Source organism: Plantactinospora mayteni, from assembly GCF_016862935.1.
Lineage (GTDB): Bacteria > Actinomycetota > Actinomycetes > Mycobacteriales > Micromonosporaceae > Plantactinospora > Plantactinospora mayteni.
On record NZ_BONX01000033.1, the window covers coordinates 1 to 25,650 of the forward strand.

17 protein-coding genes and 2 tRNA genes are annotated in these 25,650 nt (G+C 67.7%); 10 read left to right on the top strand and 9 right to left on the bottom strand.

All coding sequences use genetic code 11. The features are described 5' to 3' along the window. The first annotated feature begins 632 nt into the window (after window positions 1-632). The 7 genes from Pma05_RS23785 to Pma05_RS42705 all read left to right on the top strand — a co-directional run bounded on the left by Pma05_RS23785 (window position 633) and on the right by Pma05_RS42705 (window position 16,927). Window positions 633-723 (top strand) — tRNA-Ser (locus Pma05_RS23785). Window positions 724-757: 34 nt separating this feature from the next. Beyond that, window positions 758-830: transfer RNA gene (locus Pma05_RS23790), tRNA-Arg, on the top strand. 413 nt (window positions 831-1,243) lie between these two features. After that, window positions 1,244-2,482 carry a site-specific integrase gene (locus Pma05_RS23795; RefSeq protein WP_239312965.1) on the top strand — a complete coding sequence of 413 codons (1,239 nt, stop codon included), beginning with the start codon at window positions 1,244-1,246 and terminating at the stop codon, window positions 2,480-2,482. Window positions 2,483-2,887: 405 nt separating this feature from the next. Beyond that, entirely contained in the window at window positions 2,888-6,040 is a 3,153-nt protein-coding gene (locus tag Pma05_RS23800) for a DNRLRE domain-containing protein (protein WP_239312967.1), read from the top strand. Window positions 6,041-6,132: 92 nt separating this feature from the next. Continuing rightward, window positions 6,133-9,591, top strand: coding sequence for a LamG-like jellyroll fold domain-containing protein (locus Pma05_RS23805; protein WP_203859714.1), 3,459 nt, complete (start codon window positions 6,133-6,135; stop codon window positions 9,589-9,591). Window positions 9,592-9,680: 89 nt separating this feature from the next. After that, window positions 9,681-16,517: a polymorphic toxin-type HINT domain-containing protein gene (locus tag Pma05_RS23810; protein ID WP_203859687.1), complete on the top strand. Its 6,837-nt coding sequence runs from the start codon at window positions 9,681-9,683 to the stop codon at window positions 16,515-16,517. A gap of 143 nt (window positions 16,518-16,660) precedes the next feature. After that, on the top strand, window positions 16,661-16,927 hold the full coding sequence (locus Pma05_RS42705; protein WP_239312969.1) for a hypothetical protein: 267 nt from the start codon (window positions 16,661-16,663) through the stop codon (window positions 16,925-16,927). Between the two features lie 62 nt (window positions 16,928-16,989). On the opposite strand, the gene Pma05_RS23820 is transcribed toward Pma05_RS42705, so the two are convergent. From Pma05_RS23820 to Pma05_RS23835, 4 genes are all read right to left on the bottom strand, one after another. After that, a complete protein-coding gene (locus Pma05_RS23820) occupies window positions 16,990-17,127 on the bottom strand; it encodes a hypothetical protein (protein WP_203859689.1) in 138 nt (45 codons plus the stop codon). Beyond that, window positions 17,115-17,375 carry an IS66 family transposase gene (locus tag Pma05_RS23825; protein ID WP_203859690.1) on the bottom strand — a complete coding sequence of 87 codons (261 nt, stop codon included), beginning with the start codon at window positions 17,373-17,375 and terminating at the stop codon, window positions 17,115-17,117. The genes Pma05_RS23820 and Pma05_RS23825 overlap by 13 nt, the downstream gene beginning before the upstream one ends. 83 nt (window positions 17,376-17,458) lie before the next feature. Then, complete coding sequence (locus Pma05_RS23830) at window positions 17,459-18,085, bottom strand: hypothetical protein (protein ID WP_203859691.1); 627 nt, start codon at window positions 18,083-18,085, stop codon at window positions 17,459-17,461. 241 nt (window positions 18,086-18,326) lie between these two features. Beyond that, window positions 18,327-18,749 (bottom strand): tyrosine-type recombinase/integrase, encoded by a 423-nt coding sequence (locus Pma05_RS23835; protein ID WP_203859692.1) that lies wholly within the window; start codon window positions 18,747-18,749, stop codon window positions 18,327-18,329. Here Pma05_RS23835 and Pma05_RS23840 point away from each other — a divergent pair. Beyond that, on the top strand, window positions 18,736-18,921 hold the full coding sequence (locus Pma05_RS23840) for a hypothetical protein (RefSeq protein ID WP_203859693.1): 186 nt from the start codon (window positions 18,736-18,738) through the stop codon (window positions 18,919-18,921). The two genes, Pma05_RS23835 and Pma05_RS23840, sit on opposite strands and share 14 nt — an antisense overlap. A gap of 146 nt (window positions 18,922-19,067) precedes the next feature. On the opposite strand, the gene Pma05_RS23845 is transcribed toward Pma05_RS23840, so the two are convergent. The 4 genes from Pma05_RS23845 to Pma05_RS23860 all read right to left on the bottom strand — a co-directional run bounded on the left by Pma05_RS23845 (window position 19,068) and on the right by Pma05_RS23860 (window position 22,008). Continuing rightward, window positions 19,068-19,460: a transposase gene (locus tag Pma05_RS23845; RefSeq protein ID WP_203859694.1), complete on the bottom strand. Its 393-nt coding sequence runs from the start codon at window positions 19,458-19,460 to the stop codon at window positions 19,068-19,070. A gap of 298 nt (window positions 19,461-19,758) precedes the next feature. Then, entirely contained in the window at window positions 19,759-20,694 is a 936-nt protein-coding gene (locus Pma05_RS23850; RefSeq protein WP_203859695.1) for a hypothetical protein, read from the bottom strand. 207 nt (window positions 20,695-20,901) lie between these two features. Beyond that, window positions 20,902-21,483 (bottom strand): IS701 family transposase, encoded by a 582-nt coding sequence (locus tag Pma05_RS23855; RefSeq protein WP_203859696.1) that lies wholly within the window; start codon window positions 21,481-21,483, stop codon window positions 20,902-20,904. 123 nt (window positions 21,484-21,606) lie between these two features. Next, window positions 21,607-22,008: a hypothetical protein gene (locus Pma05_RS23860; protein ID WP_203859697.1), complete on the bottom strand. Its 402-nt coding sequence runs from the start codon at window positions 22,006-22,008 to the stop codon at window positions 21,607-21,609. A 497-nt stretch (window positions 22,009-22,505) separates the two neighbouring features. Here Pma05_RS23860 and Pma05_RS23865 point away from each other — a divergent pair, with 497 nt between their 5' ends. Both Pma05_RS23865 and Pma05_RS23870 read left to right on the top strand, forming a co-directional pair. After that, window positions 22,506-23,324 (top strand): hypothetical protein, encoded by an 819-nt coding sequence (locus Pma05_RS23865; RefSeq protein WP_203859698.1) that lies wholly within the window; start codon window positions 22,506-22,508, stop codon window positions 23,322-23,324. Continuing rightward, a complete protein-coding gene (locus Pma05_RS23870; protein WP_203859699.1) occupies window positions 23,321-24,526 on the top strand; it encodes an XRE family transcriptional regulator in 1,206 nt (401 codons plus the stop codon). The genes Pma05_RS23865 and Pma05_RS23870 overlap by 4 nt, the downstream gene beginning before the upstream one ends. A 295-nt stretch (window positions 24,527-24,821) precedes the next feature. Here the strand turns inward: Pma05_RS23870 and Pma05_RS23875 are convergent, their stop codons facing one another. Further along, window positions 24,822-25,643: a hypothetical protein gene (locus tag Pma05_RS23875; protein WP_203859700.1), complete on the bottom strand. Its 822-nt coding sequence runs from the start codon at window positions 25,641-25,643 to the stop codon at window positions 24,822-24,824. Window positions 25,644-25,650 lie beyond the last annotated feature (7 nt).

Sequence of the window (25,650 nt, forward strand, 5' to 3'; positions counted from 1 at the left end):
GGAGCCGGAGCCGGAGCCGGAGCCGGAGCCGGAGCCGGAGCCGGAGCCGGAGCCGGAGCCGGAGCCGGAGCCGGAGCCGGGTCGGTTTCGGCGGTCTGTGGGTGGCGCGGTGTCGTCAGCGCCGGTGGAACCCGATCGGTCGGCCCTGTGCCCGAGGGCGGCGTGGCGGGGCCGGGCTGGGTAACCGCTCCGGGCGGCTGCTCGGGGGGAGCGCCCGGCCGCACGGGTGGCAGCGGCTCGGGTTCGGCAGGTGGCTGGAAGAGCACCGTCGGAGGGGTCTTACGGGCGCGCGGCCGGGGCGGCGCGGGAGGTTGGCCGGCCGTCTCCGTCTCAGGGTCCGGAGGGGAGGTGAAGGCGGCCTTGGTCGGGCCGGAGCGGCGCGTCGACTTCGGCTCCGGGCGGCGACGTGGCGGCTCGGTGGGCGACTGCTCCTCCATATCACGTGAGCCTAGTCTCGGTGGCGGATCGACACAGAACAGGAATCGGCGGCGGTCGTGACGGCCGTCGCGGCGCCGGCCGTGCGGGGCGTGGCGGGTCGGACCGTGCGGGTCACGGCCCGCACCGGGAAGTCGTTTTGCCCCGCCGGGTCGCTGCCCTGTATCCTCGACCGACGTGGTCTGGTGAGACCACAGGGAGACTTCGCCTAGTCTGGTCTATGGCGCCGCACTGCTAATGCGGTTGGGGTCTTAAAGCCCCTCCCGGGTTCGAATCCCGGAGTCTCCGCGCTGAGGTTGGTGTGTAGACTGACCCGGCAGCTGCGCCCGTAGCTCAACGGATAGAGCATCTGACTACGGATCAGAAGGTTAGGGGTTCGAATCCCTTCGGGCGCGCCTTCATGAACAGGGAAGATAGTCGATCGGCTATCTTCCCTAGGGCAATGTGAGTCACGTGTGAGTCACGCCTGTGACTCACGTACAAGGCTCTGTGTGGCCCCGCTGAGCTGGTCGATCGCGCCAGCGAGCAGCGGATCGAGAAGGTGCGTGCGAAGAGAGTTCGATCTCTAGCCTTTGATCCCTAGTTAGATGTATATCTAACTGTTGGGATAGACTTTGCAACTAAGCTATGGAATCAAAGGCTACGAGCGTAATGTCCGTTCCTCGGGCCGGGTCGCTAAAGACCCGATCAAGCCAAGGGGGCAGGGACGTCTCCTTGATAGGCGCGGCGACGCCTTCGGGCGGTGTCAGTGATGCGCGTCTCCGAAGGGCCGGGTCGGGTATACCGACGGTGCGGCTGCCGTGACGAGATGACCGGTAAGCAGTTCGGGACCGGCTGCGCTCGGCTGGCAGATTTCAGCCACGGCCGCTGGTACTTCGCTTTACAGGTACCCGGGCCCGACGGCGGTCGTGAACGGGCGCGCAGGGGTGGATTCGCCACCCTGGCTGAGGCGGAGCGGGCCTGCTGGGAACTGGCGCAGGTGCCGGGGCCGGAGGCGGTGGGGCGGACGTGGACGGTGCGACGCTGGCTGCGCTTCTGGTTGTCCGAGCTTGACGGCCGGTTACGGCCCACGACGGTGCTCAACTACCGCAGCATCGTGGAGAAGTACCTGATCCCGCACCTGGGCTACTTCCGGTTGAGCAAGCTGCGCACAAAGACCGTTCAGCGGGCGATGGACGCGATCTGTCGCCAGGTTGTACGTGGCGGCCGGCTGATCTCGCCGGGCAGCGTGAGCCGGATCCGGGCCGTCCTGCGCAGCGCGTTGTCGGAGGCGAAACGGCAGGACATTGTCGGTTACAACCCTGCCCGGAACCTGCGGCTACCGAACGGGGCGCGTCCGCATGCGGTGGTCTGGGATGACGAGCACGAGGCGGTCTGGCGTGAGACCGGCCTGCGTCCGCGGGTGGCCGTGTGGGACCTGAACAACCTGGCGCAGTTCCTGGAGGCGGTACGCGACGATCCGATGTTCGTGCTGTGGTGGCTGGTGGCGCTGCGCGGCCCACGTCGGGGCGAGATGGCGGGCCTGCGCTGGGAGGACATCGACCTGGCCGCTGGGGAGCTGACGATCAGGGAACAGGTCATCGTCATCGGCGGGAGAGAGCACATCGGTCCGCCCAAGTCGGCGGCCGGGGTGCGAACCCTGGCTCTCGACGAGGCGACCGTGAAGCTGCTGTGGGAGTTGTGGCACGAGCAGCGGCGCCGTAACGGCGGAGCGACACCGAAGGGACGGGTCTTCGTGCACGCGAATGGCCGTCCGGTCAGCCCCGATTGGGTGACCCGCCGGTTCGCGAAGCTGGTCAAGCAACTCGGGTTGCCACCGGTGCGGTTGCACGACCTGCGGCACGCCGCTGCCGGACTGGCCTCGGCCGCTGGGGTGGACCTGACGATGATCCAGCACGACATGGGGCACGCCAGCCCGGTGACCACGGCGGAAACCTACATCTACATATTCAAGAAGATGGCGAAGGAGGCGGTGCGGGCCACCGCGGCGTTGCTGCTGTCCCACGCGAAGGTCCGTATGTCGCTGGAGGGCGCGTCCCAGGCGTGACTCGCTGACGTCGCGCGCGTTTCGACGCCGAGCGGGCCCAGAGGGTCGCCGGTAGCCGTCGGCCACCGGTGGCCCTGTTCGGCGGGGCATCCAAAGACGGACGCATGTGGGGAGGAGCAGCACGTTGTCGCCAGTGAACTTGATGACCGCCGCCGGCCGGAAGTCGAGGCCGTCACCGCCGCGCTCGGACCGCGTGTGCCAACGAGGTGCTCCTGGGGTGGTTGGTGATGTGTCTGCACCCAGAGCTCCGGCTCGCGGCGGATTCCCGATTACCCAGAAGTGATCATGACGGTTGTCTTGTCCACTTTGGCTGATCCGTCCTCACGGTTAGTAATTTCGCTTGTGTGCTCCGTGACGAATCCATAGAGTTCCGTGCACATCACAGATTGACACGGGGGAGTGGACGTGGCGGGCTCGCTGGCTGCGGTTGTACGGTCCTGCCTGGCTCTGGCCACGGCGGCTGCCCTGATCGGCGTACCAGGAGAGCCGGCCCGCTATCTCGCGGCCGGTCCGGACGGTGTCTCTGGTGGGGTCCCGAACCGGTCTGACGAGGCCCGCTCCCTGCGAGTCGCTCGGGAGTCCGGCGCGCCGGTGCAGGTCAATAGCCTGACCTCGGAAACCACGCAGGTGTGGGCGCTGCCCGACGGCCAGTTCCGGGCCGAGATCGCCAGCGGGGTGCAGCGGTTCCGGCGGGGTGCCGACTGGATACCGGTCGACCTCAGCCTGCGGCCGAGCGCCGACGGCACGGTGCAGCCGGCGGGCCATCCGAACGGACTTCGGATCGCCGGGGCGCGGGGCACCGGTGAGCACGAGTTGGCAGCGATCGGTGGGGGAGACAATCGCGTCGCGATGCTCTGGTCGGGCGCGCTACCGACTCCGACGTTGGACGGCCACCGCGCCACGTACGTCGACGCGCTGCCCGGCGTGGACCTGGTCGTCGAGGCGACCCGGCTCGGCTTCGAGCAGTTCCTCCTGGTCAAGACGCGGGCCGCGATCGAGCGGGTCACGCAGGTCCGGTTTCCGCTGACCGGTTCCGGAGTCGCGGCCTCCCGCCGTGAGCCGGACGGTGCCATCACGCTGACCGACCGGGCGGGTACCGCCACCGCGCGGATTCCGGCCCCGTTGATGTGGGACGCGAAAAGGGACATCACTGGTGCTCCGGCGTCGCGCCGGCCGGTTCGGACCGATGTCACGGAGCGGGGCGACCGGGTCGAACTGACCCTGACCCCTGACAGGGCCTGGCTGCGCAACCCGTCGACGGCGTTTCCGGTCACCATCGACCCGACGGTGAACCCGCTCGGCACGACCTTCGACACCTACGTGCGGGAGACGGTGAACACCGACCAGAACCAGGAGCCGGACCTCCAGATCGGCCTGCTGGCCACCACCCCACCGACGCTGGCCCGCTCGTTCATCACCTGGGACACGACGGTGCTGGCCGGCAAGCAGATCAACTCCGCGACGGTCTCGTTGTGGAACTTCTGGTCGCACACCTGCACCCCCACCTCGTGGGAGATCTGGTCGACCGATCCGTCCACCTACAGCACCCGGTTCACCAGCCAGCCCACCTGGCACCAGCAGGAGGCGACCTCCCTGGCGACGCACGGGTCGACCGACTGCGTCGACGCCTGGGCGACGATCGACGGGAAGAGCTTCTTCCAGCGGGCCGCTACCGCCGGCAGTACCCGGGCCGGGATGGGCATCCGGGCCACCGACGAGACGGTGCCGGCCGGCTTCAAGCAGTTCCGGTCCCGGGAGGGTGGCGTCGCCGCGGAGGCCCCGAAGGCGTCGGTGACATACAACTCCTGGCCGACGGTCACGGCCCGGGCGACGGTACCGGCCTCGACATGTGCGACCGGAGCGGGGCGGCCACTCGTCAACACGCTCACCCCGCAACTGCGGGCCACCGTGTCCGACGGTGACGGTACGGCGATGTCGGTGACCTTCGAGTGGTGGGCGATGAACGCCAGCGTCCCGATCGGTACCAGCACTTTCACCGGGGTCGCATCCGGGGCCACCGCATCGGTGACCGTGCCGGTGGGGGCGTTCGTCGAGGGCGGCACGTACCGGTGGCGGGTGAAGGCGGCGGACGGCGTGGCCGGCAGCGACGTCTGGTCGTCGTTCTGCGAAATGACCGTCTACGTCACCGCGCCGCCGGCCGTCGGTTGCGCAGGAAGTACCGAGAGCGACTTCAACGGTGACGGGGTGGCCGACATCGCGATCGCTGATCCGGAGGCGACGGTGAACGGTTTCGCGAAAGCCGGGCAGATCCACGTCAGCTACGGCGGCACCGGCGCCGTGCAGACCCTGCACGAGAACAACGCGAGGGTCTCCGGCGGGGCGGAGGCCGGTGACGGCTTCGGCACCTCGATCTCCAGCTACGACGCCAACAACGACGGCTGCACCGACCTCGCCGTCGGGGTCCCGTACGAGGACCTGAACAACCTCGCCGACGTGGGCGTGGTGTACCTGCTGCTGGGCTCGCCGGCCGGGCTGACCATGGGACCCGCGTCGCTGACCTATCACCAGGACGTCGGCAGCACCCCGGACGCCCTAGAGGCGGAGGACTGGTTCGGCTACTCAGTCGCCGGCGGCCGGACCGCCTCGGGTGAGCCGTATCTGCTGATCGGCGCACCGGGGGAGGACCTCGGCACGGCGGTCGACGCCGGCCTGGTCCACTATCTGCGCGGCGCGGTCAACGTGGTACTCGACCAGGCGGTGACCGGCTCCACCGATAGCAACGAGACCGACGACCGGTTCGGCTACTCGGTCACCGGCTCGGCGCACCACATAGCGGCGGGCCGGCCGGGCGAGACGACGCCGAACGGCGCGCAGTTCGCCGGAGCGATCACGGTCTACTCGCACGAGCTGGTCTCCGGCCGGCCGAAGTGGCTCGCGGACAAGACCGGTGGAGCAGGCTTCGCGAACGCGAACTACGGCAAGTCGGTGGCGGTGGCCAGCTACCGGCCCACCGGTGCGCCGATCGGGCAGCCGGACTCGTTCCTGCTGGTCGGCGAGCCGGGCGCCGACGTCGGGACGTCAGCGGATGCCGGCAAGGTACACCGCTACCACCTAACCGCCACCGGTGCCTCGGGGGTCAACGGAGTCACGGAGGGCTTCGAGGGGTTGGCCGGCCAGGCAGAGGAGGGCGACTACTTCGGCGAGCGGGTGTTCCTGGTGAACACCGCTCCGGACGAGGTGGCGACCGCACAAACACTGCTGGCCGCCGTGGGCGCGCCGGGGCAGGACATTGCCGGCACGCCGGACGCCGGCCTCGTGCAGATCTTCGGCGGCGCGGCGAACCCGAACACCGGCTCGCTGCTCCTACAGCGCGGCGGCACGCTGCCGGGCAGCCCGACCGGTCGGGAACTGCTGGGTCTCTCCCTGGGCGGCTCGTCGCAGCACCTTTACCTGGCCAGCCCGTACGGCGATGGCTCTGTCGCCGCGCTGGCCTGGTCGGATCTGGTCGCTGGCCTCAGCACACCAGTCCGGCTGTGGCGCCCCGGCGAGGGCGGCCTTCCCGCCGACGAGGTCGCCTTCGGCGCGGCGATCGGGTGACGGGACGGATGGACATGCACATCTCCACGGGGAAGGGCGTCACAGTGGCGGGTCGGACGCGACGGCGGAGTCGGTTCCTTCTGCTCGGCCTGCTGGCCGGCCTAGCCGGTCTGCTCTCTCCGGCGGTGCTCGCGCCGGAGCCGGACGCGGCGCTGCGGGCCGCACCGGTGGCGGTCGAGGAGGAGTTGGTCCGAGACACCGAGGCCGAGGCCATTGTGGCGGCGGCGGCCCTCAACCAGCCGGTGGAGGTGCTCGCCTACCGCAGCGAGTACCGCGACGTCTTCGCCCAACCGGACGGCAGCCTGGTGGCCAACGACCACGCCCAACCGGTCCGGGTCATCCAGGGCGACACCTGGGTCCCGGCCGACGCGACGCTGGTGCACCAGCCCGACGGCAGCATCACGCCGACCGCCGCGCTGATCGACGTACGGTTCTCCGGCGGGGGCGCCGCGCCGCTGGCGGTGGTGACCCGGGAGAACCGGTCGATGACCCTCCAGTGGCCGTATCCGCTGCCCGCGCCGACGCTCAACGGTGACCAGGCCGTCTATCCGGAGGTCTTCCCGGACGTCGACCTGGTGGTCAACGCGACGATCGAGGGCTTCGCGCACGTCATCGTCCTGAAGACCCCGGAAGCGGCGAACCTGCCCGAGTTGCAGGACCTGGAACTCGGGGTCTCGGCCGTGGGTTTCACGGTGCAGGAGACCGAGGAGGGCGGTGTCGCGGCGCTCGATCCGGCAACCGGGAACCCGGTCTTCGAAGCGAACGCCCCGATCATGTGGGACAGCGGCGAGCCGGAGACCGTCGGAGCGGCCCGGAGCGGCCAGTCCGACTACGAGTCGACCTGGGGCCCGCCGGAGGGTGCCACTGTGGCGCCGGTCGACCTGACCCTCGCCGACGGCGTGCTCACGCTGACTCCGGACGCGGCAATGCTGGCCGACCCGGCCACGAACTGGCCCGTCTACCTCGACCCGGTCTGGCAGGCGACCACCAACAGTTCCTGGGCGATGGTGGACAGCGGTTACCCGAGCGAGGAGTACTGGAAGTTCGACGGCAAGCGGCACGAGCGGATCGGGCTCTGCCCGGACTCGTGCAACAGCTCCAAAGTGAAGCGACTGCTCTACACCCTGGCCACCCCGTACTCCGGCAAGACGATCCTCAGTGCGGAGTTCCGGGTGACCATGCAGCACGCCTGGAACTCCACGGCGCGGGCGGCTTCGATCTACCTGATGCCGAGAGGGATCAGCTCCTCGACGAACTGGGGCAACCAGCCGGGCGGAGCAAACTGGGACTCCGGCGCCAACCTGCTGGACACCAGGTCACCGACCGGCACCCAGTCGACGTGTACGTCAACCAACCAGAACGCCGGCTGGAACGTCAAGGAGGCGGTGGATCTCGCCGCCGCGCGCGGCACGGCATCGATCACCCTCGGCTTGAAGGCCACCAACGAAACCAACTCACAGCACAGCAAGCGGTTCTGCGACAACGCGGTGCTCTCAGTCCGGTACAACCGGGCCCCGTCGATGCCGAACCTGGCTGATCTGAAGCAGTCCCCGGGCGGTGACTGCCTCTCCGGGGCCAGCCGCCCGTACGTCGACACCCCGCCGAGGCTCACTGCGGTGCTGCGCGATCCGGACCACTCCTCGGCGCACGCGGAGCAGGTCAAGGGCGAGTTCCGGGTGACCTGGACACCGCAGGGCGGCACCGCGCAGACCCGTACCTACGTCACCGGTCTGAAGTCCAGTGGCTCCAGGTTCGAATACGTGGTTCCGGCCGACATTCCGCAGGACGTGGTGATCTCCTGGGACGTCCGGGCGAGCGACAACACCACCTGGGGTGGGTGGAGTTCGACGGGTCGCAGCCGCTGCGAGTTCATCTTCGACAAGACCAGCCCCAGCGCGCCGGACGTCGACTCGCCGCAGTTCCTGCCGCTTGACGCGGCCGACAATGGTACGCCCGACGCGCACCTGTGCCTGTCCGACGACGAGTGGCGCGGCTCGATCGGCGTTCACAGCAGCTTCACCTTCGACTCGGCCGCCACCGACGTGGTCGCGTACGAGTACGGGTTCAACACCAACCCGTTGCCTGAGAACAGGGTGGTGCCGTCCGTGGCAGGCGGACCGGTGACGGTGCAGTGGCTGCCGGACCGGGAGGGACCGCGGTTCGTCACCGTCCAGGCCTTCGACCGGGGTGGTCGGTCCAGCAGCATCGCCACCTGTACCTTCCGGGTCGGCAAGCGCCCGCCGACGGCGCAGTGGGCGCTGACCGAGGTGGCGGGGGCGCGCGACGCGGGTGACGCGTACGGCGGCTTCAACGCCTCGGTCGGCACCGGGGTGACGTTCGGGGTGCCGGGTCCCGGTGGGTCCGCCGACACGGCGGCCCGGCTCGACGGCACCGCGAACGGCTATCTCGCCACAGAGGAGAACGTGCTGACCGATACCGCGAACAGTTTCGCGGTGACCGCCTGGGTGAAGGTGACCGACGTCAACCGGCGGCAGGTGGCGGTCAGCCAGGACGGCTCCGGCGAACCGGGCTTCAGTCTCGGCGTCGAGGGCGGCGCATGGGTCTTCCGGATGCCGGTCAACGACGTCGTCTCGTTGGGTGAGTGGAAGGTCTCCGTCGCCGGGGCGACCACCGGGTGGACGTTCCTGGCCGCGAGCTACGACGGCGTACAGCGGGTGATGTCGCTCCAGGTGGGCGACGCGGCGCCGGTGACCGCGCAGCGCCGTTCCCAGAGCAAATCCCGGGGCGCGGTGCAGTTGGGCCGCCGGCTGACCAAGCACGGCTACACCGACTACTGGGGCGGGGACCTGGCGGATGTCTCCGTTTTCGACCGCCTGGTCCAGGCCGGCGAGGTCGACGGGCTGAAGAAGACGGCTCCGCGCCGGACGGCGTACTGGCAGCTCAACGCCGTGACTGGAACGACGAGTCCGGAGTACGACGGTGGCGCCGGCCAGACCCTCGGCACCGAGGCGTCCATCTTCCGCCATCCGGCGACGGCACTGCTCGGCGGCGGCCACCTGTCGCTGAGCGGCGAGCCCGCCTCGTACGCCAGCACAACGGCCAACGCCGACACGGCGGGCAGCTTCACGATCGCCGCCCGGGTCCGGCTGGGGAGCAGCTGTTTCGGCACCCCGATGACCGTGCTGTCGCTCAAGGGGGCGCACAACACCGCCGTCAGCGTGCGGTGCAGCGCTGAAGGCCAATGGCAACTGGCGGTACGCGACAATGACGTGGCGGACGCTGAACCGATCGTTCGGGACTCGGAGCAGGCACCGAAGACGAACGGCCGGGGCGACCACGTCGCCGTGGTCTACAACGGCTATACCCGGGAGATGCTGTTCTACCTCAACGGCGAGGTGGTCGAGTCGATCGATCTGGTCTCGCCGTTCCAGGCGACCGGGGGCTTGCAAGTCGGCCGGGCCTTTGCCGACAACGCGTACGGCGAGCACCTGTCCGGCGCCATCGACGACGTCCGAATCTACAGCGGTGTCGCCGACCGGACCCTGGTTCAGCGGATAACCAACCCGCTCCGGGAACAACCGACCTATTGACGACCGGGACGGTCAACGGGTCTCTGTCCGGGCCCGCCGGCCGTCCCACTGGCCGACGATGCCCCTGACTACCCGTCCTGGAGGAATCGATGTTCTCCCGAGTCTTGGTCGCGTCCGGTGCGTTCCAGCGCCGGGTCGTCCGGCCGCTCTGTTGGGTGATGGCCGGGGTGATGTGCGTCGGCCTGGCCGAGTTGGCCAGCCCGCCGGCCTCGGCCGCACCGGCTGCTCGGGAGAAGCCGGAGGTCGTTGACCCAGCCCGGAAGGTCCCGGAGCGTTCTGCGCTGGCAGTCAAGGACCGGAAGCGGAACGAGGCGTTCGAGGCCGCAGTCCAGGAATCCGCGCCGGTCTCCTGGCCGGCGCCGGGCTCGGCGGACATTCCCGTCGCCACCGCACCTGCCGGCCGGGCCGCATCGGCCGCCGGTGTGAAGGCTGGTGGGCTCACCGTCTCGGTCACCCCGGCCGCGACGCCGGCCAGCGAGGACAGGGCGGGGGGCGACGTCACGAGTCCGGGGCGGGTCCGGGTCGAGGTGCTGGACCGCGCGGCATCCCAACGGGCCAGGGTCGACGGCCCGGTCTTCCGGCTCGGCCGCGCTGACGGGCAACGGTCCGCCGCCAAGGTCGGGCTGACTGTCGGGTACGAGGGGATCGCCAACCTCTACGGCGGTGACTTCGGTGCCCGGCTGCGCCTGACCCGGCTCCCCGAGTGCGCGCTGAGCACGCCGGACCGGGCAGAGTGCGCGCCCGAGCCGGTGCCCACCCGCAACAATGGCGAGGACCGCACCCTCACCGCCGAGGCGACCACCCCGACCGGCGGCGGTCTCTACGCGATGGTCGCCGAGGACTCCTCTTCGCAAGGCTCCTACGCAGCCACCCAACTCTCCCCGTCGGCCAAGTGGTCGGTCTCGGCGTCCAGCGGCGGATTCACCTGGTCGTATCCGTTGCGGATGCCGCCGGTCCCCGGTGAGGGCGGACCCAACGTCGGGCTGTCGTACTCGTCGCAGGCGGTCGACGGGCGGACCGCGACGACCAACAACCAGGGCTCCTGGATCGGTGAGGGGTTCAGCTACGAGCCGGGCCACATCGAGCGGCGGTACAAGTCGTGCAAGGACGACGGCCATGACCAGTCCGCCGACCAGTGCTGGGCGTACGACAACGCCACGATGCTGCTCAACGGATCCTCCACCGAACTGGTCAGGGACGGCAACACCTGGCGGCCGGCCAGTGACGACGGCTCCAAGATCGAGAAGCTGACCGGCGCGACGAACGGCGACGACGACGGCGAGTACTGGCGGATCACCACGGTCGACGGGATCCAGTACTACTTCGGGCTGAACCGGCTGCCCGGCTGGTCCGCGAACAAGGAGGAAACCCTCTCCACCTGGACCGTGCCGGTCTACGGAGACGACACCGTCAACGGCGTCGACGAGCCCTGCAAGAAGCCCACCTTCGCGGAGTCATACTGCGACCAGGCATGGCGGTGGAACCTCGACTACGTCAAGGACCGCAACGGACAGGTCGTCTCGTACTTCTACGGCCGGGAGAGCAACTACTACGCGCGTGGCGGGCGTACCGACGTCAACGGCGACGAATACCACCGGGGCGGCTGGCTCAAGCGGATCGACTACGGCCAGCGGGACGGCGCCGTCTACAGCAGCAACGCTCCTGCGCGGGTCCGGTTCGACACCGCGGAGCGGTGCCTGGCCGCTCCCGCCGACTGCGATCCAGAAGACCTGACCGACGCCACCGCCGCACGCTGGCACGACGTGCCGTGGGACCGCAACTGCGTCAAGGACACCAAGTGCAAGCTGGACCAGGTCAGTCCGACGTTCTGGACCCGGAAGCGGCTTACCGCCGTCACGACGGAGGTCCGGGGGGCCAGCGGGTGGACGCCGGTCGACCGGTGGAAGCTTGAGCACCTGTTCACCGACAACGGCGACGGCAGTCGGACCCTCTGGCTCTACAAGCTGACTCATACCGGGTTGGTCAACGGCAGCATCGACATGCCGTACATCGAGTTCGCCGGCCTACAGAAGCCGAACCGGATCGACAAGACCGGGGACCAGGTCGCGCCGCTGGTCCGGTTCCGGCTGGCGACCGTCTACACCGACACCGGTGGTCAGATCGACATCACCTACGCGGACGAGGACTGCAACGAGGGCAACCTCCCGACCCCGGGCAACAGCACCCGACGCTGCTATCCGGTGAAGTGGGATCCGACCGGTACCGAGAACGACATCACCGACTGGTTCCACAAGTACGTTGTCGCCGAGGTGATCGGCACCGACCGGACCGGTGGCGCCCCGGACATGGTCACCCGCTACAAGTACCACGGCGACGCGGCCTGGCGGCACAGCGAGCCAGACGGGATCACCAAGGCCGAGGACCTGACCTGGAGCGAGTGGCGCGGCTACGGCCGGGTCGAGGTGACCAGCGGCAGCGGCCAGACCATGACCACCAGGAACGAGTACTACTACCTGCGCGGCATGCACGGCGACAAGAACCCGGCCGGCGGAACCCGCTCGGTCACCGTCACCGACTCGACCGGGACCGCCCACGTCGACCACGACGAGTACTCCGGCTTCGAGTACGAGAGCAAGTCGTTCGACGGTGCGACCGAGGTCACGAAGTCGCTCGGCACGCCGTGGCGACACAACACCGCGACCGAGTCGCACAGCGGGATGACCAAGCGGGCGTACTTCGTCAACACCACCGCCACCCGTAGCCTGACCGCACTGGGCTCCGGCCAGTGGCGGGAGACCAGGAGTTCCTCGGTCTTCGAAACGACCTACGGCCGGATCGTACAGAGCGAGAACGAGGGCGACGTCAGCAAGGACGGTGACGAGGACTGCACCCGGTCGACCTACGTGGACAACCCAGCGGTCCACCTCTATTCCCTCATCGCTCGGACCGAGACGGTGTCGGTACTGTGCTCGGCCACACCGGACCGCCGGACGCAGGTCCTCAACGACATCCGGACCTGGTACGACGGCAAGGCCTACGGGGTCCCGCCGACGACGGGCAATCCCACCCGGTCCGAACGGCTCGCCAGCCACGACGGCACCACTCCAACCTACTTGCGGGTCGCCGAAGGGACGTTCGACAGCTACGGTCGGCCACTGATCGCGACCAACGCGCTCGGTGAGGTAACCCGCACCACCTATACCGAGACGCACGGCCTGACGACGAAGGTTGTCCAGGTCAATCCGCTGGAACATGAGACCGTCACCGACTACCACCCGGCCTGGGGCACCCAGATCAGCGTGCAGGATCCGAACGACTACAAGACGCTTTCGGAGTACGACCCGCTCGGCCGGCTGGCGAAGGTGTGGCTTCCAAACACCAGCACGGTGCCGGGACTGGCGCCCAACTTCAAGTACACCTATCTGATCGAGGCTGACAAGGCGGTCGCGGTCAGGTCGGAGGAGCGGCGCGTCGACGCCACCTACCGGGTCAGCTACCAGTTGTACGACGGGTTCCTGCGGGCCAGGCAGTCCCAGACCGAGGGACCGGGCACGCTCCGCCTGGTCGCCGACACCTTCTACACGCCTACCGGGCAGGTCGACAAGACCTACGACCCATACCCGGCGGTCGGTGCCCCACGCGCCGAGATACTTCCAGTCAACAACGGCGACGTGGACGGACAGACCCTCTTCGTCTACGACGGCGCGGACCGGGTCGCGCATGAGATCTTCGCCGTCGCCGGAGTGGAGAAATGGCGCACGACGACGACCTACGGAGGTGACTGGGTTTCCGTCGACCCGCCGGAAGGCGGAACGCCGCGCACCACGTTCACCAACGCCCTCGGCAAGGTCGTGGAGATTCGGCAGTACAAGGGCAGCGGACCGTCCGGCGACGCCGACAAGACCGAGTACACCTACACGTCGGCCGGCCACCTCGCGACGATGAAGGACCCGGCGGGCAACATCTGGCGCCACACATACGACCAGCGGGGCCGGAAGATCGAGACGGTCGACCCGGACGCCGGCACCTCGACCTACCGTTACGACGACCTCGACCGGCTGGTCAGCAGCACCAACGGCACCGGCAAGACGATCAGCCACACCTTTGACGAGATCGGCCGCAAGACCGCCACCTACCACGGCGCGGCCGAGACCGGTGAACTACTCAGCCAGTGGCGATACGACGACCCGACGCTGGGGCAACTCGCGAGCACCACCCGATACGCCGACGGTGCCGAGTACACCACCTACTACACGGACTACGACGAGTTCTATCGGCCGCACCAGACCTGGTACGACGTGCCTGCGGCGGCCGGCGCGGAACTGGCCGGGTCCTACGGCTTCGGTACGGAATACAACTGGGACGGCACGGTCCAGTCGGTCGGCATGACCGACGGCGGCGGCCTACCGTTTGAGGTCGTCGTGAACGAGTACGACAGCCTGCGGCGGCTGATCGGCACCGAGGGTGTCGTGCCGTACCTGACCGCCGTCGACTACACGTCGACCGGCGAGGTACTCCAGTCGCAGATCGCGCTCGGGTCGGGGCTGGTGTGGTCGACGTACGAGTACGAGCAGGGCTCGAAGCGGCTTAGCCGGCACCGGTTGGACCGGAGCACCGCACCGGTCGTCGACATCGATGCGCGCTACGGCTACGATCCGGCGGGCAATGTCACGTCGATCGCGGACACGCCCAGCGGGATCCGCGACATCCAATGCTTTAACTACGACTACCTGCGCCAGCTCGTCCAGGCGTGGGCCACGGCCAGCACCGCGACCGATCCGTGCGCCGGGGGACCGGCGACCAGTGGGGTCGGTGGGGTCGCGCCGTACCACCACTCCTACACCTACGACGTGGTCGGCAACCGGACAACCGAGACCCAACATCCGGCGGGCGGCTCGTCCCTCGTCGAGCGCGAATACGAGTACCCGGAACCGGGCCAGCCGCAGCCACACACGCTGACCCAGGTGACCGAGCGGACCTCGGCCGGAGATCGGCTGTATACCTACGAGTACGACGACGCGGGCAACACGACCCGGCGTACCGCCGTCGGCGAAGACCAGGAGCTTGTCTGGAACCCGGAGGGGCGGGTCGAGTCGGTCACCGAGGCCGGCCGGACCACCAGCTTCGTCTACGACGTGGACGGTGGTCGGATACTGCGCAAGGAGCCGGACGCCACAACGCTCTACCTGCCGGGGATGGAGTTGCGGCTCGACCACGCGACGAGGGCGGTCGACGGTACCCGGTACTACCCGGTGCCGGGCGGTGGTTCGATCGTACGCAAGGCCGACGGGCTGTCGTACCTGGCCGCGGATCAGCACGGTACCGGGCAGGCGGTGGTGGCCGAGGACGGGAGCATCATTCACCGCCGGTCGACGCCGTTCGGCGGTCCGCGCGGCGTGCAGCCACCGAGCACGAGCTGGCCGACGGAGAAGGGCTTCGTCGGCGGCACCCAGGACTCCACCACGGGTCTCACGCACCTCGGCGCCCGGGAGTACGACCCGGCGATCGGCCGGTTCATCAGCGTCGACCCCGTGCAGGACCTGATGGATCCGCAGCAGTGGAACGGCTACAGCTATGCCAACAACGACCCGGTCACCCGTTCCGACCCGACAGGCTTGCTGCCCGACGACGTGTACGCCGGTCGGATCGGCTCGCTGGAGGCGGCGTCATACTCGAACAGCCCGTACAAGAAGCACTACCGGAACGGTGCCAAGATCGCCGCGGAGCGGGATCGGAAGCGGCGGGAGCGGATCAACGAGCAGAAGCGGCGGCTTCGCGAGGCCACCTGGCGCCAGGACCGGGCTGAAACGAAGGTGCCCGTGCCGTTCGACGGCTTGCGGATTCCGCCGGGGGCGCCTCCGGGCCTCGAAGAGGCATACCGGGAGGCCAAGGGTACGTACTACCGGATGTATGGTGGCGACTATTGCAACTTCGAATGTTCATGGGATGCTACTAGTGTCCTTATGATTGCTTGTGGCGCAATGGATTGCGGCGATTATGAATGGCAGATAATCAAGCTGCATGCTATTGCGAACGCGGAGGAATTCGGCACCGGCTCTGGTCGAGGAGCAGGCGGCAAGAGCGGGGGCCGAAAAGGCGGCAAGAGTGGTGGCTCGTGCGAGAGCAACAGCTTCACCGGCGGCAGTCGAGTGCGGATGGCCGACGGGACCTCAAAACCGATCGATGAGGTAAAGGTCGGCGACCAAGTCGTCGCAACCGACCCGGAGACCGGAGAGACGGCGGTCAAGACAGTTGTGGCCACGATCGTTGGCCAAGGTGTGAAGAACCTGGTCGAGATCTCCGTTGATCTCGACGGTGCGGCTGGCGGGGCCACTGGCGCGGTAGTGGCGACCGCAGGACATCCGTTCTGGCTGCCGGAGCTGAAGGCGTGGCTGCCGGCGACTGAGTTGCAGGTTGGCCAACTCGTCCAGACCGCGGCCGGCACTTGGGTTCAGATCACCGCAATCAAGCGCTGGACCGAGATCACCACTGTTTACAACCTGACCGTCGACGACATCCACACGTACTATGTAGAGGCCGGCAACGCACCCATTCTCGTACACAACTGCAATGACTTGATTAGTAATGCCGAGGGATATGATAATAGCGGCGCCCTCGGAGGCCATAAAGATGGTGCAGGTTTCCCTGGGGTGTATGATCTGGAGACCGGACTCTTCCGAGCGCAGCGGAGCGTAGAGGACCGCTCGCCTGATGATTCCCCGAACATCGTTCTGCGGCAGGGCGGGCACGGTCAGATCAATTTCGAACACTTCAATATGTCAAAGCGGACTGTGGCGTTCACTATTATTCTCGAGGAGGGTGGGCTGTCCATTAAGTGGGGATCTGGACTGAATGGTAGAAACTTCGGGAACCGCTATGCGCCTCATGAATATCGGCAACAGGTTAGAGATGCCGTCTCTGCCGCAACCGGTCGGAAAGTGTGGGACAAGGAGCCGGGTTTGTGATTGCTGTTAATCGGCTTCCTGTGCCACCCGTTCTGGTCGAGGTGGTTGAGAGTGGGCGTTGGGCTCCCCCGGCTGACAGCCGGCTAATGTACGCAGTTTTCGGCGAGGAGCCGGACTATCCGGCATTTTACAGTTTGAAGGCTATGGCCGAGCAGACCGAAGGTCTATTCAGTCTCGACGCTGATATTCTGACTTGGTACCTGGGTGGCGATGATGGCGTTGATCAGCCCGGAGCCATAACTGTCAATCGCACTGTGCTTATCGGCGATCTGGGCATAGAGCGGCCTTTTGCGCTTGACTACTCCAGATCAATTTCAGATCCAGACGTGGTATTTTTCGCCCAGAATGGACGATGGCGGCAGGTCGCGCCGAATATCGCTACCTTTCTGATGCTTCTTGACATCTCGTGATGGGGGAACTGGATAGGTCCCTGAATCGAGGTCGCGTGGGAGCCGTGTGGGAGTCCTGGTGGTCAGGCGGTGGTGGGGATCCAGGGGTTGCCGGTGGCGGCGGTGATGAGGGCGTCGAGCGTGTTGATGCCGTCCCGGGTGGCGGTGGCGGTGTAGCTGCGGATCGCGGCGAAGTGTTCGGCTCCGGTCAGGGTCCGCATGCTGCCGGAGGCATCCTCAGTTTCGGCATGCGGATGGTGCGCTCCGCCGGATTGTTGTCGAACGGGACGGCGGGGTTGGTGACGAAGCGCAGGTAGTCGTCGCGGCGGTCGCGGAGCCGCATGAACAGGGCGTGGTGTTTGCGTTCCAGTTTGCTGGCGCGGGCGGCGGTGGCTTGGGCGCCGAGCACGACCGCGCTGCGCAGCACGTGTAGGTGGCGGGCGAGGTCGGCCTCATTAGGCTCATCCACGAGGCTCCAGGGTAGTCCTGGTTGCCAAGCCGGGTCAGCGCCCGAAGCCGCGGACCGCCGCCGAGCACATGGAACCTGTCACGTTACTCCGCGACCACCTCGCGCACCAGTTCGCGGTCCCGTTCCGCGAACGCCCTGAGCGCCGCGGCCATCCGGTCGGCGCGCTCGGCTGCCGGGAGTTGCCCGCCTGGATCGATCTCGAGTACCGCGTGCTTGGCGGCGAACCTGGCCAGGGTCCGCCGGGTCGCGACCCGGACCCGGTCGAAGAACGTCGCCTGGATTTGCGGCAGCGTCGGGACGGACAACGGGTCGCAGATGTAGGCGGTGGACGCCTCGAGGACCTTGCCGCCCTGGATCGGCGGGTGGGTCAGCAGCATCGTCAGGGCCACCGCGAGGTGTCCCCGGGCGACCTCCGATCGCGGCTCGTACACGTCCCCATGACCACGTAGCGACGGATGCACGCACAGGTTGCGGTCCTCACGGATCCGCTCCAACTCGCGTACACCGATCGAGTCGATCAACTCCAAGCTGGCGGCCTTGTCCAGCAGCGTCGCCTCAATGGTCTGCATCGCACGCACGCCCTCTCTGGTCAAGCCCTTGGCTTGGGCCCTTGCGAACTCGTCGCGGAACGGGACGGCCGCGTTGTCACCGTCGTCGGCGAGGCGGGTGAGTTTGGTGATGATGTCCGCGGTGACAACGATCCACGTCACCGCGATGCTGGCCCGGATCGCGCCGGAGTTTGTAGCAGCGCCACGCCTCCTCGACCAACGGCCGGCTACTCGGACTCCACACCTGCGACACAAGGGTTTCCAGCTGCGCCACCCGCACCAATCCTCCGCCCGCGCGCCCGACGACCCACGGCCAGGCGACCGAGTACCGGAGCCTACGACGCACACCCACGTCGCCGCACCACCGTTACCAGAACGGCCCGGGTCCGAGGAACGCGTACGGTCAGCCGGATCCGCGTGCCTGACCGGCCCGGCGGCGGTGTGACGCTCGAAGTCCGGCTGCCCCCGCATCCCGAGACGGCTTCCACCGCGGTCGGCATGCTGCTGCTGACCGTACCTGCGTGGCCACGGCAGGCTCCTGCGGTGTGTCCTGGTTGCGGCGCAGCTGACGCCGGATTTCCTTGCCGGGTTTGCCGGCGTCGAGGACGAGGCGGGCGGTGGCTTCGGCCGCTGCCCGTTGCGACTCGGGTAGGACGCTGGTGTAGGTGTCCGCGGTCATCATAATGGTGGCGTGGCCGAGCTGGTCCTGGACCGCTTTCAGGTCGGCGCCGGCGGCGCATGCCAGGGTGGCGGCGCCGTGTCGCAGGTCGTGCAGCCGGATCGGCGGCAGCCCCGCCCGGTTGATCTGATGCTTGCTGGTCGGCATCCCGCTCACCGACGACGAACGCGCCGCGGCCGATAACGACCACGCCGCCGTCGACCGTCTCCTGCAAGGCCTCGCCGACGTCGCCACCCCAGCCGGCCCGACGCCGAACCAGCTACGCGCCGAACCCGGCAAACTGTTGCCCCTGACCGTTTTGCCTGCACCCAGCGCCTGACGCCCCTACCCACGCGACAGCGGTGCATGATGGTCGTGTGGAGGCACACCTGGAATGGCAGCTCAACAGCACCCTCAGCATCGGGCCGTGGCCAGTGCATGTCAGCACCGACGCCAGCCACGCTCGGCTGCGCGATCTGGACTCGCTCACAGAATCAATCGGCAGACGTTGCCCTCGACCGCGCCGCTGCTGCAGCGCAGGGTGAGGCGGTTGCGGATAGCGTCGTAGTCCTTGAGCAGGCCGGCGGCGAAGCCGGCCAGCTGCGCGACGCCGCTGGCCTTGGCCTGGGCGACCCAGGTGTCCAGGTGCTGGCCCTGACGTTGGCGCAGCATGCCGGTGAAGTCGCTGACCAGCTGCTCGACGGTGCTCAGGCTGTCACACCGGGCGAGGATGCGGGCCAGGCCGCGCTGCTCGTCGTCGCTGCGCTCGCTGGCGGGCCGGATGATCCAGCCGGTCACTTCCCTGGGTTTCGGCGCGACCGCGGTCACGGCGGTCGGTTTGATCGTGCCGTCCCGCCAGCCCTGCAGCAGCCGGCACACCGTGCGGGTGCTGCCGCGGTAGCCGCGTTCGCGTAGTTCGGTGGTCAGCCGGACGGCGTTCCCTGAACGCGCACCGTCAGCCGGATCTGCGTGCCCGAGCGTGTACTGTTCGGAAACTCGGTCGCAGGCGCTGACGTGCGACTTTGTCCGCTGTGGAATTGATGACTGGCGGCATGCTGCGGGGGCATGATCCTGTCGTTCGGTTACCTGATTCTTTGTCAGCCACTGCCCCGCGATCGGGGCGCGTCGTTCACCCCGCAGGTTGTGGCCAGGCGGCAGCGGCTCGAGTTCGTCGTGGTCACCGAGCGCACGGGGTGGCAACGCGTCCGGCCGGGGTGATCCGGCCCTTCCGATACGCTTCACACTCCGCGTTCTCTGCTCGAGACGCGCCGTCGAACAGGTGCAGTCCGCGTGCGGACGCATCGGTGTGTGTCGCCGGTACGACGTGCCAGACCAGCCCGTCGGTGACCGTCACCAGGTGCCGGCCGCGCCCCGCCTGCTGGACGTCGAACGCGTACACCCAGGTGAACCGGGTGACCACCTCCAGCACCGGCGCCCCGGCGAGGGTGATCCCCTGATAGGTGATCTCGCCCTGCACCCGGGGCTCCACCTCGGCGAGCGGAATCCGTGCCGAGATCTGTGTGGCGTAGAACGGCACCGGCCCGTCGGCGAAGTCCGCATGTCGGGCCGCTCGGTCGGCTGGGGCCAGGAGGTCGAGGAACGCGCCGGGGTCGTGCCCGGTGAGCATCCGGTCGTCCAGTCGGGAGGCGGCCAACGCCTGCCGGACGACGCCCAACGCCGTGCCGACCTGCTCGGCGGTGAAGCCGGTGGTGGGGTGAGCCTCCGGAAGCTCGACCCCGGCCACGCCCTCCCGGTATCTGGCCGCGTCCGTGCCGGCGTACACGTTCACCGCGCTGACGTAGCTGGGCGTGCCGGGCGGTGCCAACCAGACGTCCCGGATCATCAGGCCGAACGGTACGAAGAGGGCGACCACGATTCCGATCGCCAGCACTTTGAGCCCGCGGTCGTCCAGCCAGGCCCGCATCCGATGCCGCCGCCGGGGATCCGGGTTTGGCGCTGCCCGGGTCATCCAGCCGGGAAGCTGGAGCTGGTCGCGCCGGCCGGCCTGGGCGACGGTGTCGTGCTGTTCGGCCTGGCCGGGCGCCGGTCCGGCCCTGTCGGTACCGGTGGGGGAGATCTCTTCGCCGGCTGGCGGTCGGTTGCTGTCGCTCACGATCTCTCCATGACATCGGCGGGATGAAGGTGCCGGAGTTGAAGCGGTAGAAGATTTTGACACTGGAGATCGAGGAATGGAAACGCGACCCGGTAACCGGCGAGCAAGGCCCGGGCGACGGGGCAGGATCAGGGCCGGCCGGGCGACCTGGCTGTCGTCGTACGCGATCGGTGCCGCCAAGAGCCGCACTGCGACGATCCAGCTCGGTCAGTCGACGGTGACCGACGACGCCGGTCGAGGTGAACACAGGCGGTGACGGCGGCGGCGACAGCTGCGCTCCACCGGTCGCCGTCGTCGGCGGACGGTATCAGTCCGGCGACTCGGCCGGCCGACCAGTGATGCCGGGGTATAGGACTCGGCGTGTAACGGGTAGTACACGCGCTCATCGGCCCACACCGTCGTCACGGTGACGATGCCGTTGTCGGTCTTGCCGTACCGGCCCAGCCACTGCCGCCCGACATGCGCCGTGGCGGTCCCGTCTTTACGGTCACCGGAATCGTCAATCGCGATCACACCACACCCGTGCGGTGCTGTCGCCGGGTCGTTGATCAGCAGTTCCAACCGTCGACGGTTGACCTCATCGGGATCCCATGTGGACTGGGACAGGAAGTGCTGCAGCCGTTGCACCGGAGCGTGTTGAGCTCCCTTGACCGGTTCAGACCCGGCCAGCCCGGTCAGCGTCTTGTTGCGGTCCCGCGGCGCCAGCAGACCGGTTAGATAGTCACGAAACCCGCGCCGCTGCGTCAGCCGGGAAAACAACTCGTCGAAACAGGCCGCGTAGTCCTCCAACGGACCCGCAGCCGGCGGACACACCGCACGAACCACCCAGCACCCCATCGCTCGACAACCATCTGCCGAACGCAACGCCACAGACCATACGAAGTTAGGAAGCCGACAAACTACCGCTAGTAGTCAGCCGCCCGGAAACGGTGCCTGCGCCGAGGGATTTTGCCGCCTTGTGACGGTGTAGCCGACGAACCCGGCTAGCATGCCAGTGCCGCCCAGGGCCAGGAGCAGGATCGCAATTGGCCGCGTGCCGTTGTGCTTGGCCTCGCACTCGGCTACGGCGTCACCGAACCCCAGGTCGCCGTAGCCGTTGCCGCTGTATGCGCCGCCCAACTTCGTCAGGGAGCCGGCCAGGCGCAGAGTCTTGACATTGGAAGCGAACGGGCTGCCGCAGTCCTGCCCGCTCGAGGAATGCACTGGAACGTAGCCGATTAAGAGCCCGGCCGCGAGCAGCGCGCCAGCGATGAGCAACAGCAGAGTTTCGCGTTTCATCGGTCTCCACTTTCCGCTGTTGAGCGGTTTCATCATGGTCGCGATCGATAATCGTCCCGACTGAGATTGGCCGAACCGTTCACTGCGCAACACCGCCCGAACGGATCACTAGTTGTCGGGTGCGCGACACAAGTAGGGCCTGGCGCCGACCGACCACGGTCGCCAGTACCGTAGCCACCGTTCCAGGGTCCACCCCTGCGCGGTGCGTTCCTCGCCGGTGCGGTTGAGCCACTCGTTTCGCGCGCGTCTGGCGGCGGCCTTGGACGGGGAGCCGCCTCGGCACGCCCGGGCGGGCTCGCCGAACGCGTCGGTGGCGGAACAGTCGAAGTACCAAGGTGCCGTGCCCCCGATCCGCATAGGTCGACGACTGCCGCGATGGAGACAGGCCGGCGCTGGTCGGGCGGATGGCCGGATCGACGGCTGGCCGGGGCGGTACGGGCGTCGTGAGCCGCTGGGGTTCGCGGGTGAGGCCGAGTTCCGCCACGCGGTTCAGTTTTTTACATCAACTTCGTGTCGATGCTACAGTTCGCGCCGTGACCGAGGATGAGAAGGTCATCGGTGAGATGGCCGATGGTGGGATCGTCGAGGCGCTCCGCTGGGCGGCGGCGTCCGCGCACAGGCGGGCCTGGGCTGACTTCGACCCGGAGACGGGGCACAACCAGACCGTGCTCGGTATCGCGACGCACACCCTTCTGGTCGATCGGCAGGACCGGGTGTTCCGGCTGGAGCGGTACATCGCCAAGGACGACGGTCGGGACCGGGACCTGCTGGTCGCGGGACTGCTTCCCGTCGAGCATGACTCGCTGCCCGCCGTCGCCGGAGTCGAGAGGGCTGACCTGAACAACTCGCCAGCCTGGCGGCATGGGCGGTACCGATGGTTCCTGTCCTCGTTCGAGTACGGGAAGGTTCACGACATTGCTTGGGGACGGAAGAGTCCCACGAAGCGGAAGATCGCCGCGCAGACCGGTACGGACAATCTCGATCAGTTCGTTCTGCCAGGCACCTACGAGGAACCGCTCGGGCAGACCCTCAACACCGTCACCCTGCGCGAGTTGCTCCAGGCGAACGAGCGTGACTCGGTCGTCAACATCGTCCTTGCCCACAGCATCGATCCGCACAGCGGAGCCGCCGAGTTGTACGTCGGCAAGCCGAGGCTCAACGTCGACGGCGGCCGGCCGTGGGTGTGGCTGCGGTCCCTGCTCAGCGGCGACGGCGGTACGGGTTCCGGGGTGAAGCCAGAGGCGCCCGTGCCGACCGGCCCCGTTCGTGACGCCGATGTGCCGGACGCGCCCGTGCGACTGCGACCCAGTGTCGCCGGCAAGGAATCTGCTGTGGAGTCGTCAGGGCGATGAGAAGCCCCACCACCGCGACTACAGCCGCGCGGCTCGCCGACGCCGCGCGGCTGTTCAGCGGACGACGGCTGACCCTAGCCAGGCAGGTCGCCGGGCTACGAAAAAACGGCCTCGCGGAACGTATCGGCAAGACCCCAACCGCCGTAGCTGGATACGAGAACGGGACGAAGCGCCCGGCGCCCGCCACGGTGGCCCAACTCGCACTGACTCTCAAGGTCGAACCGTCGTTTTTCATCGCCGCCAACGCGCCTGACACCACGATCCCAACACCGCACTTCCGGTCCTTGAGGTCCACGACCCAACTCGTTCGCGACCAGGCACACGCCTACGGGTGTCTCGTCGCCGACGTGGCGGCCTCGCTGGAGAAGTACGTCGAACTACCACAGCGCCATGTACCACGACGACCGGTTCCGCCGGACGAGGTGGCCTTCGAAGAAGCGGTAGACGCCGCCACTCACGTTCGTACCGTATGGGGCATGGGAACTGGAATCACAGGACACCTTATTCGACTGCTGGAGAACAACGGGGTGCTCGTTGTCTTCTCGCTGCCGCAGACCGCCGCCGTGGACGCGTTCTCGATCGAAGCGGTCGATCGCCCTATCATCCTGCTGAACCCGGTCAAGGAGGACTACTACCGGCAGCGGTTCGATGTCGCCCATGAGCTCGGGCATCTCGTCATGCACGGGGACTCGGAACCCGGAAGCAAGCTCGTCGAGGATCAAGCGCACCGCTTCGCGTCCGAGTTCCTAATGCCTGCGGCGGGAATCATCGACGAGTTGCCGGCGCGAGCGGACTGGCAGCGCCTGTTCTCCCTCAAGGAGCGCTGGGGAGTTAGCCTGCAGGCGCTTCTCATGCGTTCGCGCCAACTCAACGTGATGAGCGACTCGACCTACCAGAAGGCGATGGTGACACTGTCGGCCCGCGGATGGCGTCGACAGGAACCCGGCGAAGGAACGGCGCCCGAGCTGCCGTCGCTGCTGCCTAGAAGCGTCGAACTCCTCGCAGCGGCAGGCTACCCCGCCCGCACCTTGGCCGACCAAGCACGCGTCCCCATCTCCTTCTTCGATATGGCAACCGCACGTCGCCCCACCACAAACCAACAGCTGTCGGAGGTAGACGCGCCGCAGACCGATCCGAAGGAAGATCGTGCAAGCGGGGTATTGACTCTGCCGATCGCGGACTGGCGCCAACAAGACGGCTGACGAGAACAATCAGGACACGACCCAGAGCTATTCGCGTCATATCGAGCGCTTTCTTGGCCAGTCCAAGGGTCACGTCGTGCCTGGTCACCGCATCCAAGGGGATCGAGCCGCGAATCAGCCGGCCCGGCCGGCCGACCTCGGGCGACCACCCGCCCCGGCCCCGCCACCGCCTTGAAGGGCCTCGTCTACGCACTGATGGGAGCTACTGTCCCGGCCGCGACTCTTCTCATACACGCGCTGCCCGAAGCCCGACGAGTGACGGAAGCCGGCATTCGACCGTGACGCCGATCCCGCGTCACGTCACCTCGGCACTGTCGCCGTCAGCACGAGTAGCACTCCGGTCCAGAAGGGCTTCGATGGCAGCCGTTGGCGTTCCGACAGGAGCGGTAGCGAACTTCGTGATCGTCAAATCCCGTTGAGGCCGCGCGACAACTCGTTCAGTGAGAACCTCCTCTTCGAGGCCGACGAACCCCTCCGACCGCACCTGCTTGAGGAAGCTGAGAGTCATGATCGCCTTGACTGCGACGTTGGTGATGAGGAGGACCCCCGCCTGGAAGCGGGCGTCGATGTCGTGGCCGTGTACACGATCCTCCGTCGCCTCGTCGGCGTGCACGAGGTCGCCGTAGAGCCAGGCGTAAGCCAACTTCTTGTCCGTCACCAGTTCGCCCAACGGCCCCGTAACTGAGCTGGCTCGTGACTCGTAGCCGAGGGTGCCTAGGTCCGCAAGGTCTAGCAGCCGCCAGCCTGCGCGGAGTGTCTGATGCTGCTGCTGGAGGTCGTCGGGCGCGCTCTGAAGAAAGAACCCGAGGGCGTTCATCACCTTGCCGTGATAGACCGGATCACGGTTGAGGAGGAAGGGGCGGCATCGGGCCGCGAGCGAGTCAAACGCTTCCTCGTCGGGCAGGTCCCACCTGGCCACCGCTTTGCCCGACGCCGGCTCGAACGTCAACGTACCCGTGCCCTTGGCCCAAACCAGGATCCTCTCCCTGTCCGAGGCGAGCGAATGCCCCTCCACCCGCCGGGCCCGCAACGTGAACCGCCGCAGCACCGACAGATGGCGTGCGGCGACATCCGTCGATCCGCTGAACGAGCCTCCTGACGCGGCTGATCCGGCCATCTTTCTC

Coding starts and splice junctions, on each gene's coding strand:
- Pma05_RS23875 (WP_203859700.1), bottom strand. CDS start 25,643: ATGGCCGGATCAGCCGCGTCAGGAGGCTCGTTCAGCGGATCGACGGAT.
- Pma05_RS23810 (WP_203859687.1), top strand. CDS start 9,681: ATGTTCTCCCGAGTCTTGGTCGCGTCCGGTGCGTTCCAGCGCCGGGTC.
- Pma05_RS23820 (WP_203859689.1), bottom strand. CDS start 17,127: ATGCGGACCCTGACCGGAGCCGAACACTTCGCCGCGATCCGCAGCTAC.
- Pma05_RS23870 (WP_203859699.1), top strand. CDS start 23,321: ATGAGAAGCCCCACCACCGCGACTACAGCCGCGCGGCTCGCCGACGCC.
- Pma05_RS42705 (WP_239312969.1), top strand. CDS start 16,661: ATGGCCGAGCAGACCGAAGGTCTATTCAGTCTCGACGCTGATATTCTG.
- Pma05_RS23860 (WP_203859697.1), bottom strand. CDS start 22,008: ATGATGAAACCGCTCAACAGCGGAAAGTGGAGACCGATGAAACGCGAA.
- Pma05_RS23835 (WP_203859692.1), bottom strand. CDS start 18,749: ATGCCGACCAGCAAGCATCAGATCAACCGGGCGGGGCTGCCGCCGATC.
- Pma05_RS23795 (WP_239312965.1), top strand. CDS start 1,244: ATGACCGGTAAGCAGTTCGGGACCGGCTGCGCTCGGCTGGCAGATTTC.